Below are 12,911 nucleotides of genomic sequence, written 5' to 3'. Positions count from 1 at the left end.
AAATTCCAAAGACTTCTATGCAAAGAATCCCTTGCACAGAAGTCTTTGCAACTCTACTGTTGAGGCATGCCCGAGGAAGAGACCCGGAACCCCGCACCCAACGTCCGCACCCTGGACGCCCGCTCCCTGCGCGGCCTCGCCCACCCGCTGCGCATCCGCATGCTGTCCGCGCTGCGGCAGAACGGGCCGGCCACCGCCTCACAGCTGGCCGAACGGCTCGGCGAGTCCAGCGGCGCCACCAGCTACCACCTGCGCCAGCTCGCCTCGCACGGGTTCGTCGAGGACGCGCCCGAGCACGGCAAGGGCCGCGAGCGCTGGTGGCGGGCGGCCCACGACGGCACCCAGTTCGACGAAACGCTCATGTACGACGACGACCCCGAGACGCGCGGCGCCGCCGACGCCTTCCTGCACGAGATCGCCACGATCCACGCGCAGGAGGTCAACACCTGGATCGGCGACGCCGTCCACTGGAGCAAGGAATGGCGCCGCGCCTCGGGCATCAGTGACTTCACGCTGCGGCTGACCCCCGAGCAGGCCCACGAGCTGACGCACCGGGTCCACGACCTGATCAACGGCTACCGGGACCTGCCGCCCGCCGAGGGGGCGGAGGCCGTCCGCATCCACACGCACACGCTGCCGCGCCGCGACCGCGCGTAGTCCGCGCCACCTGCCCGTCCCGCGCCACCCGCCCCTCCCGCGCAACCCGTTCTTCCCGCGCCGACCCGAGCTCACCCATGCCCTGAAGGAGTCCTGCCGTGCACGCCTTCGACCACGCCCTGAACCACGCCGCCCGCACCACCGAGCTCGCCGCCGAGGCCGCCGCCTGGCACCTCGCCCACCAGGCCGCGCCCGCGACCGCAGCGCGCCCGCTGCCCACCCTGCCCGCCCTGCGCAACCGGCTCGGGGAGGCGCTGGTGGCCGCCGGGATCCGGCTGATGCAGCCGGCGCACGTCCACGCCCGCATGCACCGGCGCGCCGCGTGAACCGTCGGCCCTTCGCGGCGGTCCTGGCCGCCAACACGATCTCCACAGCCGGAAGTTCGCTCACCCTGATCGGCGTCCCGTGGTTCGTGCTCCAGACCACGGGCAGCGCCGGCCGGGCCGGGATCGTCGCCTTCTGCGCCACCCTGCCGGTCGTCGTGGCCGCGCTCGTCGGCGGCCCCGTCATCGACCGGATCGGTCGCCGCCGGGTCTCGGCCGCCTCCGACCTGGTCTGCGCCCTGTCCGTGGGCGCGATCCCGCTGCTGCACCACGCGGGGCTGCTGGAGTTCTGGATGCTGTGCGCGCTGATGGCCGTCACCGGCCTCGTCCACACCCCGGGCCTGACCTCCCGCTACGTCCTGCTGCCCAGCCTCGCCGAGCACGCCGGCACCAGCCTGGCCCGGGCCGCGAGCCTCTACGACGCCGTCTCGCGCGGGGCCCGGATGATCGGCGCCGCCGTGGCGGGCCTGCTGATCGCGGCCTTCGGCGCCGGGACCGTGCTGCTGGTGGACGCGGCGACCTTCGCCGCCTCCGCGCTGCTGGTCGCCGCCTTCCTGCACGGAGTTCCGGCCGCCGAACCCCAACGCTCCACGGAAAACGTCTCGTTCGCCTCGTACCGGACCGAACTCGCCGAGGGCTGGGCCTTCCTGACCCGCTCGCGGCTGCTGTTGGGCGTCACCGTGATGGTGATGGTGACCAACGGGCTGGACCAGGGCTGGTCCGCGGTCCTGCTGCCGGTCCACGGCGACGAGACGCTGGGCGGGCCCACCACCCTCGGCCTGATGGTCTCCCTCTTCGGCGGCTTCGCGCTGCTGGGCGCCCTGCTGTACGGGATGTGGGGCGAACGGTTCCCCCGCAGGGCGGTGTTCGCGGTCTCCTTCATGCTCTGCGGCGGCACCCGCTACGTCGTCGCCGCCTTCACCGACACCCCGCTGCCGCTCGCGGTCACCATGGCCCTGGCCGGCCTGGGCGCGGGCGTGCTCAACCCGATCCTGAGCACCGTCGTGTACGAGCAGGTGCCGGAGGAGCTGCGCAGCCGCGTCTCCAGCGTGTCCACGGCGGGCGCCGAGCTGGCCATGCCGATGGGCGGCCTCGCCGCGGGACTCCTGGTCGACGGCTTCGGGGTCGTCCCGGCCCTGCTCCTGTTCGGCGGCGTCTACGTACTGACCACCCTGACGCCGCTGGTCTTCCCGGCCTGGCGCGGCCTCGACCGGAGCCCGTCGGGGATCAGCAGGACGGAACCTTCTCGTTCCGGTTCAGCGCCCGCAGCGAGCTCACCGCGTCCGTCAGTGAAGTGACGGGGATCAGCCGCAGCCCGTCGGGCAACTCCGCCCGGGCGTCGGAACATTCGGCCTTCGGCACGAGGAACACGCTCGCCCCGTCGCGCTTCGCGGCCTGGGTCTTCAGGCCCACTCCGCCGACCGGGCCGACCGCCCCGTCCGCGGCGATGGTTCCCGTACCGGCGATGGTGCGCCCGCCCGTGAGGTCCGCGCCGCTGCCGTCGCCGTCGAGCTTGTCGACGATGCCGAGGGAGAAGAGGAGCCCGGCGCTCGGGCCTCCGACGTCGGCGAGGTTCAGCTCGACCTTGACGTCCTTCGGGTCCTTGCGCAGGAATCCGAGGGCGGCCCGGGCGGCGGCCGACTGGGACTTGGTCATCTCCTCCAGGTTGTGCGCCTCGATCTCCTTGTCGCTTCCGCCCGACGGGTACACGGCCTCGCGGGGCATCACGGCCTCACCGGTCCCGAACCAGTACCCGAGCAGTTCGGGCAGTTTGATCGTCGAGGACGGGCCGGTCGCCCGGATGGTGGTCATCCGCAGCTGGCCCTTGGTGTCGCGGACCGGGGCGCCGGTGATGGAGATGACGGGCTTGCCCTGGTCGGAGCCCAGCACGTCGGCCGTGGGGCCGGGCACGGCGACCACGTAGGGCAGCGGCGCGAAGGCCGCCACGGCGAACAGGCCGAGGACGGGCGCGGCGCAGACGGCCAGGGCGGCGGGACGCGGCAGACGTGTGAGGCGTGAGAGCACCCGGCCAATCTACCGACCCGACCCGCCCGCATCCCGCCCCCGGGCCCCGGCACGGCGGAGCCGCCCCCGGGGAGGGGGCGGGGCCGGGCGCCGTACGAGGAATCGCGGCCCGGCGCACGGAAGCCCGGCCGGGCTCGTGGCCGGGCCGGGATCGGCGGCTGTCGTTCCGGGTCAGCGCAGGGCGTCGGCGACCTCGCGTGCCGCGTCGACGACCCGGGGCCCGACCCGCTCCGGCACGGCGTCGGCCAGCATGACGACGCCCACGCTGCCCTCCAGTCCGGTGATGCCGACCAGCGGGGCTGCGGCGCCGCTGGCGCCCGCTTCCAGCTCGCCGTGGGTGAGGGTGTATCCGGGCTCGATGAGGGCCCCCTGACGGGCCGCCAGGATCGCCCGTCCGGCCGCGCCCCGGTCCAGCGGGTGGCGGAAGCCGGCCCGGTAGGCGACGTGGTAGTCGGTCCAGGTCGGCTCGACGACGGCCACGGCCAGCGCCTCGGTGCCGTCGACGAGGGTCAGGTGCGCGGTGGCCCCGATGTCCTCGGCGAGCGACCTGAGGGCGGGCAGGGCCGCCTCTCGTACCAAGGGGTGGACCTGGCGTCCCAAACGCAGCACGCCGAGCCCGACGCGGGCACGGCCGCCGAGGTCACGGCGGACCAGGGCGTGCTGTTCGAGGGTGGCGAGCAGGCGGTAGACGACGGTGCGGTTCACACCGAGTCGGTTGGAGAGCTCGGTGACAGTCAGACCGTGGTCGGTGTCGGCGAGCAGCTTGAGGACTCTGAGCCCTCGGTCGAGAGTCTGGGAGGTTTCCGCGGTCACGACGCCTCTCCCTCTTTCGGTGGGCGGCGGTGACTCTCACGGGGTGGAGCGCTGCCGGTCCCTCGGCGACGCACGGAGAGGCCGCCGGTAGCGGCCATGGCACCGGCTGCGCTCCCGCGGCGGCGCTGCCACGGGGCGTTCGATGCGGGGACAGTAGCGAGCGGGTCCGCTCAGCGGAAGGCCTCGTCCAGAATCCGGGCGCATGCCGCCGATTTGCACGGTTTGCACCGCACGCATGTATCAATTCGTAATGATCATCTGCTGAAAATCGCTTTACACGCCCATTACTCTGATCATGTTCAAAAGTTGCTGGGGGTGGGCAGGCCGTTACGGCCCTGAGCTCACACAGGGGAGAGAAGTCAAAGTGAATCTGAAGCGCATGGCCGTCGTGGCCGCCGCCGCCGTTGTGGGTCCGACCGTCCTCATGGCGACGCCGGCGATGGCCGACGAGGCCCAGCCGACCGCCGTCACCACGCCGGACGCCGCCCCCGCCCCGGAGGCCCCGGCCGCCGAGGCCCCCGCCGCGGCGAAGCCCGCCGCCGAGGCCCCGGCCGAGAAGGCCGCCGAGACCCCGGCCGACGCCCCGGCCGCTGTCGCGCCGGTCGCCCCCGTGGCCCCGGTCGCCCCGCCCGTCGCGCCGCCGGTCGTCCCGCCGGTCGCCCCGGTCCTCCCGGCGACGCCGGACGCGAAGACCCCGGACGCGAAGACCCCGGAGACCAAGCCGGTCGCCGACGAGTCCGAGCTGGAGGCGGGCGACCAGCACATGCTCGCCACCGGTCCGGTCCTCGAACTCAAGGACGTCCCGGCCACCTTCAAGACCGGCACCTGGACGAAGTTCTCCGTCGCCGTCGACAACTCGAAGAACAAGCCGCAGGAGAGCTACGTGCTCGTCCTGGCTGTCGAGGACAGGACCGGCAAGCTCAAGGGCAAGGACGTTCAGGTCCAGGTCTTCTGGAACGGCACCTGGCACTCGGTCCAGATCATCGACGAAGGTGGCGTCCCGGTCGCGCTGCTGACCGACGACCTCCAGATCCCTGCGGGCAAGCTCAAGCTCGACGTCCGCGTGAAGTTCAGCGCGAACGCACCCAAGACGGACATCGTCATCGCGGCGGCCGGCGGCAGCAACGTCGATGACGACGTCTGGTCCGAGCCCGTCTGGGTCGAGTCGAAGATCATCTCCGGCGGCAACGGCGGCGGCAGCAACAACGGCGGCGGCAACACCGGCACCAAGCCGAACGGCGGCACCTCCACCACGCCGATCGTCGACAACAGCAACAACGGCGGCACCACCAACAACGGTGGCACCACCACCGCCGGTGAGCTCGCCGAGACCGGTTCCGACGCGGCCACCAGCTGGGCCATCGGTGGCGCCGGCATCGCGCTCGCCATGGGTGCGGCCCTGGTCGCCGGCACCGGCCGTCGTCGCCGTACCAACGCGTAAGCGGTAGGCACCACGAGAACGGGGTCCGTGCGCGGCTGCGCACGGACCCCGATCCGTATCCGTTCTCCAGGTGGACGGCCGCGACGCGCTACCGCATCCGCGTCGCCCACTCCTGGACCTTCTTGATCCGCTCGCGCAGCTGACCCGCCGTCGCCTCCGCGCTCGGCGGTCCGCCGCACACGCGGCGCAGCTCGGTGTGGATCACCCCGTGCGGCTTGCCGCTCTGGTGGACGTACGCGCCCACCATCGTGTTCAGCGACTTGCGCAGCTCCAGCAGCTCCTTGTGGGAGACCACCGGCCGCCGGTCGGCGGGCAGCTCCAGCAGGTCCGCCTCCGCGTCCGGCTTGCGCCGGCTGTGCGCGATCTGCCGCGACTGCCGCTTCTGGAGCAGCATCTGCACCTGGTCCGGCTCCAGCAGCCCGGGGATGCCGAGGTAGTCCTGCTCCTCCTCGCTGCCGGGGTGCGCCTGCATGCCGAACTCGGCGCCGTCGTAGAGGACCCGGTCGAAGACCGCGTCGGACTCCAGCGCCTCGAAGGACATCTGCTCGTCCTCGGCGAGGTCCTCGTCCTCCAGCTTGTTCGCCTCGTCCATCTCCTTCTCGGACTCGGCGTACGGATCCTCCTCGCCCTGCTTCTTCGGCTTGTCGAGGACGTGGTCGCGCTCGACCTCCATCTCGTTGGCGAAGCCGAGGAGGTAGGGGATCGTCGGAAGGAACACGGACGCGGTCTCGCCGCGCCTGCGCGATCGCACGAAGCGGCCCACGGCCTGCGCGAAGAACAGCGGCGTCGAGATGGTCGTCGCGTACACGCCGACCGCCAGGCGCGGGACGTCGACGCCCTCGGACACCATGCGGACCGCGACCATCCAGCGGTCGTCGTTCGCGCTGAAGGTGTCGATGTTCTTGGAGGCGCCGGTGTCGTCGGAGAGCACCAGGGTCGCCTTCGTCCCGGTGATCTCGCGGATCAGCTTGGCGTAGGCGCGCGCCGAGTCCTGGTCGGAGGCGATGACCAGGCCGCCGGCGTCGGGGATGCCCTTCCTGACCTCGGTCAGGCGCTGGTCGGCGGCGCGCAGCACGTTCGGCATCCAGTCGCCGCGCGCGTCGAGCGCGGTGCGCCAGGCCTGGGAGATGGCGTCCTTGGTCATGGGTTCGCCGAGCCGGGCGGCGATCTCGTCGCCCGCCTTCGTCCGCCAGCGCATGTTGCCGCTGTAGGACAGGAAGATCACGGGCCGGACGACGCCGTCGCCGAGGGCGTTGCCGTAACCGTAGGTGTAGTCGGCCGAGGAGCGGCGGATGCCGTCGTTGCCCTCCTCGTACGTGACGAAGGGGATCGGGTTGGTGTCGGACCGGAAGGGCGTACCGGTCAGGGTCAGCCGGCGGGTCGCCGGGTCGAACGCCTCCAGGCAGGCCTCGCCCCAGGACTTGGAGTCGCCCGCGTGGTGGATCTCGTCGAGGATGACGAGGGTCTTGCGCTGCTCGCAGCGGTTGCGGTGCAGCATCGGGCGCACGCCGACGCCCGCGTACGTCACCGCGATGCCGTGGTAGTCCTTGCTCAGCGGGCCGGCCGAGTACTCGGGGTCCAGTCGGATCCCTATCCGCGCGGCGGCTTCGGCCCACTGCTTCTTCAGGTGTTCGGTCGGGGCGACCACGGTCACCTGCTGCACCACGTGGTGGTGCAGCAGCCAGGAGGCCAGGGTGAGCGCGAACGTCGTCTTGCCGGCGCCGGGGGTCGCCACCGCGAGGAAGTCGCGCGGTTGCTTCTCCAGGTACCGGTTCAGGGCACCCTCCTGCCAGGCACGCAGCTTGCTGGCGGTACCCCACGGCGCGCGGCCGGGGAAGGCGGGTGAGAGGTGGTGGGAGGCGGTAGTAGTCACGGTCTCCGGTTCGTCTCGGTCGCGGGTCGCGGTCGTAACGCGGGTCATCCGCGGTCGTACGTAGGACAACCGGGCCACCTTACCGGCCCGCGCGCACCCGCTGCGGAGGGACAGGCCCGTGACCTCGGCGGGTGCGGCGAGCGTCACACGCGACGCCGGGCCCGGCGCCGGCGGCGGCTGTCACCGGCCGTCGACGGCTGCCGGACGCGCCGCGTGCGTCACAGGGCGCGCAGGCGGGCGGCGATCGAGGACACCTCGGATTCGCGGCCGGCGGCGACGTCCATGACCAGCGCGTACGCCGCCTCCCGGTCCACGTCGGCGAGATCCGTTCCGTTGGCCGTGAGGAAGGTGGCGACGGCGAGCCACGCCATGGGCTCGTTGCCCACCCGAAGGGGCCTGTTGGTCAGGAGCGCGTCCAGCAGCGCGGCCGCCTGCTCGTACAGCGTGCGGTAGTAGGGGCGGTACCGCTGTCGGTGCACCGCCGATATCAGCAGGTGACGCTCGCGCAGCGGGACCCGCCGGCCCTGGGCCGGACGCCCGTCCGGGGCCGGACGGGCGGACAGCGTCAGGTCGAAGACCTCGGTGACGGTGAGATGGCGGACGGCGGGGCGGTCGAGGCCGGCGGGGGCGGCGTCGGGTGGGGCGGCGGGTGCGGCGGAGCGCTCGCCGCCGGGGTCCTCGTCGGCGCCGGCGACGCCCGCGTCCTTCTCACCGGCGTCCTCGTCGCTGCCGGCGGGGCGCTCGCCCGTCACGGGGGCCGCGTCCGTCGCGGGGGCCGCGTCCGTTACGGGGTCCTCGCCCGCACCGGCGTCCTCGCCCAGCCGACGCAGGAGCGGCGCGTGCTGTTCCGCGAGCCTGACGGACAGGGCGCGGACGCGGGCGCGCTCCCGGTGGAGCAGCATCCGTACGGCGACCAGGACGAGCTCCTCGGGAGTGCGGCCGGTGGCGTCGCCGAGGTCGGAGAGGCCGGCGCCTTCGGCGTGCGGAAGTTCGAGGGTGAGGCTGGGCAGGGGGTTCCGGTCGAACACGCGAAGCGGTGCGGGAATGACGCTCGGGCCCTGGGTCGGGTCCAGCACGGAGGCCGGGTGCGGGGTGCTCATGCGGGCAAGCTAGGCGGCGGCGCCGCCCACGGCCTCCGTTTTTCCGACCGGGGTCACGGGGTCCAGCCGGGTGGCGACCCAGGCCCCCACCAGCGCGACGGCCGCCATCGGGAGGAAGACCACCACGAACGCGGTCGGGTGCGAGGCCCCCTCCGCGACGGCGTGCCCCGCGCCCACCGCTCCCCCGCCGAGCGCGGCGAAGGCGGCCCCGCCCGCCGCCAGCAGGACCACGTTCGCGAGGGCGTCCGAGATCTGCAGCGCGGCCGAGTTCGTCCCCGCCTCCTGCGGCGGGGACAGCTTCAGCAGCAGCACGCTGGTCGAGCCGATCACCAGCCCCATGCCGAGGCAGCCCACGGCCCAGGCGAGGGCCAGGGTCCACACGGGCACGGCCTCCACGAGCACCGCCGGGGCCGCCGCGATGGCGAACGCCACCAACACCATGCCGAACACCATCAGCCGCTCCCGGTAGGGCGCCGTCCGTCCCTTGGACTGCACCCACGACCCGGTCGCCCAGGTCACCCCGCCGAGCGCGAGCGAGAAGCCGGCCATCGTCGGGCTCAGACCCCGCTGCGTCACCAGCATCAGCGGCACGAAGCTCTCGGCGGCGATGAACGACCCCGCCGCCACCCCGCGCAACAGCACGACGGACGGCAGCCCGCGCCGCGCCAGGTACGTACCGCGCGGCAGGAGCCCCAGCACGGCGGGCACCAGCAGGGCCGCGCCGACGGCCCCGGGGAGCAGCGACAGCCACCGCAGGTCCTGGGCGGCGTACTGGAGGAGGCCGGCGCCGGCGGAGATCCCGAGGGCCAGCCGGATCCGTCGCCCGTCGAAGGTGGCGGGGGCCCCGCCGGTGTCGACGGGCCCGGAGGCGGTGCGCCGGATCGCGGGCAGCGCTACGGCGAGCGGCACGATGACGAGCGCCGGTATCCCGAGGAACACCCACCGCCAGCCGAGGTGCTCGGTGACCGTCCCGGCGGCCAGCGGCCCGACGATCGACGGCACCACCCAACTCGCCGCGAACGCGGCCATGATCGCGGGCCGCAGCCGTTCCTCGTACGCCCGGCTGACCACCACGTAGAGGGCGACGATGACCAGCCCGCCCCCGAAGCCCTGCACGGCCCGCCCGAGGACGAACAACCACATGGCCCCGGCGGTCCCGGAACACACCAGCCCGGCGGCGAAGGCCCCGATGCCGACGGTGAGCGGCCGGAGCGGGCCCTGCCGGTCGGACCACTGCCCGGACAGGACCATGGCGAACAGGCTGGTGGTGAAGTAGGCGGAGAACGCGAACGCGTAGAGCGCGATCCCGTCCAGCTCGCGCGCCGCGACGGGCATGGCCGTCCCCACTGCGGTGGCCTCGAACGCGATCAGGAAGATCACCGAGATGATCCCGATGCTGAGCGCCCGGTACGCCGGCTGCAGGATCCCGCCGGGCGGCGGCTGCGGCGACTGCGGCTGCACGGGCACGGTGGTGTCGGGCCCGCTCGGCACGCGGGGTTCAAGGGCGCTCATCGACCCAGAGTAAGGTGCGTAGCCCGCAAACGCCCCTGTCAATTGGTCCCATCCCGCCTCGGCCGGGCGACCTAGGTCCATGAACGGGGTGTGGCAGTCGTATTGCGTCCCCCCGATCGCTCTTCCCCACCCCCGGAACCTCCCCGTACGGTCATGACCAGCACCAAGCAACACCACGCACCACCCCACAGCCGTGTGCCCGAGTGGTTGAGGGACTCGCCTGCAAAGCGAGTTACGCCGGTTCGATTCCGGTCACGGCTTCTACTGAAGGCCGTCCAGAGGCGGGAGGTCCCCTGGACGGCCTTCAGCATGTCCGGGGGCTGCCCGCCGCCCCTATTGTCCGCACCGGGTCTGCTCCCGGGCGGCCGTCAGGTACTTCGCCATGAGCCGCGCGAACAACGCCCGCGAGGTCCCCGGCTCCATGTGCTCCACGGAACCACTGATCCCGAGCTCCAGCTCGAATCCATCGGTGGGCCCGTCACAAGTGAGGGCGACCCGGGCCCCGGTGTCCCAGACGATCCCTTTGTTGCCCAGGGGGAGAGGGTCGGGCTTCTGCTCGGTCAGGGGCCAGAAGAACGTTCGGCCCAGAGGCTGGCGTTCAGCAGCTACACGTACGCGATCCCGGTCGTCCACCTTGACGGTGCACATTGCTTTGGGTTGCTCCGCAGTGACGAACACGGCTCTAGGTGACTCAACTTCCACCGTGTCGCCGTCACCCAACAGGGGCTCCAGGTCGGACTGACCGAACACTCCGAAGCACGCGCGGGCAGACATTCGCGGGACCTGGTGCCTCTCCTCACCCGTGCACGCCACCAGAAGTGCGGCAGAAACCACCGCAGCGACGAGTACCGAAGGGTTCCGGATAGCGGGCATCAGGCGCCGCCAGTCGATGTCGCAACATGACCCCGGCCTACCGCGTGGGCATTCGCCGTCTCCGTCGAAGCAACTCCGGCCAGTGCATCAACGCTCCGTTGATGCATGTCAGTACCCTCAACAGCTTTGCGAACCGAATGAGCAGCAGATTTACCAGCCTCTACTTGCGCGTTTCCGTAATCGATCACTGCCTTGCCATCAGCTGCGTCCCTCTGCACTGCATAGTCCTCCTTAGCCCGCTCGACGACGCTCTCCCTGGTGTCTTCGTGGAGCCACGTCACGACATCCCCCGCCAGAGGGACCATCTCCAAGTACTTGCCGCCCGCAGCGTCGATGCCGCGTTCGATCCACTTCGCGTTGTCCTCCACGCCCTGCACGTACTCCTCCTGCTTGTGCGCGCTCTCGGCGAAGACCCCCTCGGCCCGGGCCTGGGAGAGGATGCCGGCGATCTGGCCGCCCGGGTGGACCGCGCTCTTGATCCCCGCGTCGAGTTCCTCGTACTCGCTCCGGTGGACGATCACGTCGTTCACCAAGGTCGTTGTGAACGCCCGCTGGGCGTTGGTCATCGCGCCGTAGGCGTCCGGGTCCTGGCCCACGGCCCCGACGAAGCTCGCCATGGCCGACTTGTCGAACTCGGCCATCTCGCCGTTCGCCTTGATCATCCGGCTGCCGTTCTCCGCCGACGCCTGGATGTCCGGCATGTACTCCGCCGCCATCTGCCCGAAGTGGCCGGACAGGCCCTTCAGCGGGCCGTCGGGTTTGCCCGGATCGGCCGCCACCAGCTCCGGCTTGTCGCCGATCTTCTCGACGATCCGTTCCATGACGGCCGCCATCTCCTTGGTGTGCGGCACCGGCGGAGAGTCCTCGTCGCCCGGGGTCCGGTGGGAGACGGCGGCCATGAGCGCGTCACCCACCGCCTGCTGTCCCGCGTGCAGGCCGCCGGTCCGCGTGCCGTCGAACCCGTCCGCGCCCGGAGGCTTGTCGAGCATGTAGTCGACCATGCCCTGCGCCTTGCCGTACTGACCCGGGACCGTCCTGTCCGCCGTCGTGACGATGCCGTCGCGGTTGCTGTCCTCGCGGACGGGTTCGTTGAAGAAGGCCGTGGCCGCCTCGGGGTTGTTGCCGAGGGCCTCCATCAGCCCGGTGAGCGGGTAGAAGCCCTTGCCGCCCTCCGCGCCGTGGTTGAGGGCCATGCCCATGTCGTACGGAGCCCCGTACTCCCACCCCTTGGGGTCCTTGCGGTCCATCGCGACCATGTCGCGTCCGACCGACGTCAGGAACTCGGTGTCGTACTTGCCCTCACGCAGCAACGAGCCCAGCGCCTGGTAGCCGAAGACGCGCGCGTTCAGCCCGGCGACGCCGGTGACGTCCAGCTCCTTGTGACCGGCCCTCATCAACTGCCGTGTCCAGGCGGCGTCCAGGTGGTGCGGGACGTCCTTGTGCGTGGCCAGACCGAGCATGGCGCCCATGTCGCTCTGGATGTTCCCGACCATCAGCACACGGTCCCGGGCCGTGGGGCCCAGGCCCGTCGCGTCGAGCGACATCTTCGCGTACATCTCCAGCGTGTCCTCGGGGCCGACCGAACGGTAGAAGGACGTCGCGAACTCGGGATCCGTCCGGTTGTCGTCGAACAGCTCCTCCAGTTCGCGCAACGCCGCGACGTTGCGGCCCGTACCGCCTTCGCCGGTGACCGTCCTCATCAGAGCGGCGGCGCGGGCGGACTGTTCCGCGTCCAGGGTCGTGAACTTCGGACCGCTGAAGTCGTGGTCCTCCGCGACGTTGGCCCGCAGGGCGCGGACCAGCGAGTCGTCCGCGTCCTGCGCGTCCTCCACCGCCCGGTCGACCCGCTGTTGCCACAGTTGCCGGTTCGTGCGGAGCAGTTCCTGGTAGTCGGGGTCGTGCCGAGCGGCGTTGCGGTCCGCCTCCGTCGGGAGCGGCACGACGACGACCCGGCCGGCGCCGTCGATCCGGAACCCGGCGGCCGGAGCGTCCTCGGCGATCTTCTTCAGCTGGTCGCGGGCGACCTTGAAGGTGGTGTGGGCGTCCACGAGGAGCAGATGGACGCCCTTGGCCTCCTTGGCGGCGTCCTCGAACTCCTTGGCCGTCTTCGTGACGAACGGTCGGGCCACGCCGGCGGTCACCCCGTTCCACTCGGCCTTGTCGGACTTCGCCTTCATGCCGTTGCGGGCGACTTCCGCCAGCTCGTCCAGCTTGCCCGCCATCGCCCGCCAGTCGCCGGCGGCCGTCCGGAGTTGGTCCAGCGGCGCGTTCAACACGTTCTCGTACGTCAGCAC

At 71.7% G+C, this 12,911-nt stretch carries 11 protein-coding genes and 1 tRNA gene; 5 read left to right on the top strand and 7 right to left on the bottom strand.

Annotated features, from left to right (window positions below):
• The first annotated feature begins 66 nt into the window (after positions 1-66).
• From ACFY0I_RS25445 to ACFY0I_RS25435, 3 genes are all read left to right on the top strand, one after another.
• Positions 67-657, top strand: coding sequence for an ArsR/SmtB family transcription factor (locus ACFY0I_RS25445; RefSeq protein WP_388900069.1), 591 nt, complete (start codon positions 67-69; stop codon positions 655-657).
• 98 nt (positions 658-755) lie between these two features.
• Entirely contained in the window at positions 756-983 is a 228-nt protein-coding gene (locus tag ACFY0I_RS25440) for a hypothetical protein (protein ID WP_388900067.1), read from the top strand.
• Complete coding sequence (locus ACFY0I_RS25435) at positions 980-2,278, top strand: MFS transporter (RefSeq protein ID WP_388900065.1); 1,299 nt, start codon at positions 980-982, stop codon at positions 2,276-2,278. The genes ACFY0I_RS25440 and ACFY0I_RS25435 overlap by 4 nt, the downstream gene beginning before the upstream one ends.
• Here ACFY0I_RS25435 and ACFY0I_RS25430 read toward each other — a convergent pair.
• Both ACFY0I_RS25430 and ACFY0I_RS25425 read right to left on the bottom strand, forming a co-directional pair.
• Positions 2,208-3,005: a S16 family serine protease gene (locus ACFY0I_RS25430; protein ID WP_388900062.1), complete on the bottom strand. Its 798-nt coding sequence runs from the start codon at positions 3,003-3,005 to the stop codon at positions 2,208-2,210. The genes ACFY0I_RS25435 and ACFY0I_RS25430 overlap by 71 nt on opposite strands.
• Before the next feature lie 171 nt (positions 3,006-3,176).
• The gene (locus ACFY0I_RS25425; protein WP_069920456.1) at positions 3,177-3,818 is read right to left on the bottom strand and encodes an IclR family transcriptional regulator; all 642 of its coding nucleotides are present in this window, start codon (positions 3,816-3,818) and stop codon (positions 3,177-3,179) included.
• A 364-nt stretch (positions 3,819-4,182) separates the two neighbouring features.
• On the opposite strand from ACFY0I_RS25425, the gene ACFY0I_RS25420 reads away from it, so the two are divergent.
• Positions 4,183-5,259 carry a hypothetical protein gene (locus ACFY0I_RS25420; RefSeq protein ID WP_388900060.1) on the top strand — a complete coding sequence of 359 codons (1,077 nt, stop codon included), beginning with the start codon at positions 4,183-4,185 and terminating at the stop codon, positions 5,257-5,259.
• A gap of 88 nt (positions 5,260-5,347) precedes the next feature.
• Here ACFY0I_RS25420 and ACFY0I_RS25415 read toward each other — a convergent pair whose 3' ends face one another.
• The 3 genes from ACFY0I_RS25415 to ACFY0I_RS25405 all read right to left on the bottom strand — a co-directional run bounded on the left by ACFY0I_RS25415 (position 5,348) and on the right by ACFY0I_RS25405 (position 9,744).
• Positions 5,348-7,180 (bottom strand): DEAD/DEAH box helicase, encoded by a 1,833-nt coding sequence (locus ACFY0I_RS25415; protein ID WP_388900416.1) that lies wholly within the window; start codon positions 7,178-7,180, stop codon positions 5,348-5,350.
• 170 nt (positions 7,181-7,350) lie between these two features.
• Entirely contained in the window at positions 7,351-8,232 is an 882-nt protein-coding gene (locus ACFY0I_RS25410) for a hypothetical protein (RefSeq protein ID WP_388900058.1), read from the bottom strand.
• Between the two features lie 9 nt (positions 8,233-8,241).
• Positions 8,242-9,744, bottom strand: coding sequence for an MFS transporter (locus ACFY0I_RS25405; RefSeq protein ID WP_388900055.1), 1,503 nt, complete (start codon positions 9,742-9,744; stop codon positions 8,242-8,244).
• A gap of 189 nt (positions 9,745-9,933) precedes the next feature.
• Here ACFY0I_RS25405 and ACFY0I_RS25400 point away from each other — a divergent pair.
• Positions 9,934-10,005, top strand: a tRNA-Cys gene (locus ACFY0I_RS25400).
• 72 nt (positions 10,006-10,077) lie between these two features.
• Here ACFY0I_RS25400 and ACFY0I_RS25395 read toward each other — a convergent pair.
• Together ACFY0I_RS25395 and ACFY0I_RS25390 are read right to left on the bottom strand one after the other, a co-directional pair.
• Positions 10,078-10,392, bottom strand: coding sequence for a hypothetical protein (locus ACFY0I_RS25395; RefSeq protein WP_388900052.1), 315 nt, complete (start codon positions 10,390-10,392; stop codon positions 10,078-10,080).
• Positions 10,393-10,616: 224 nt separating this feature from the next.
• Entirely contained in the window at positions 10,617-12,911 is a 2,295-nt protein-coding gene (locus tag ACFY0I_RS25390; protein ID WP_388900049.1) for a DUF6571 family protein, read from the bottom strand.

The sequence above is a fragment of the Streptomyces sp. NPDC001568 genome (genome assembly GCF_042893755.1).
Taxonomy (GTDB): domain Bacteria; phylum Actinomycetota; class Actinomycetes; order Streptomycetales; family Streptomycetaceae; genus Streptomyces.
Note: the sequence above shows the minus strand (reverse complement) of the source record. Positions and strands in the feature narration are given on the sequence as shown.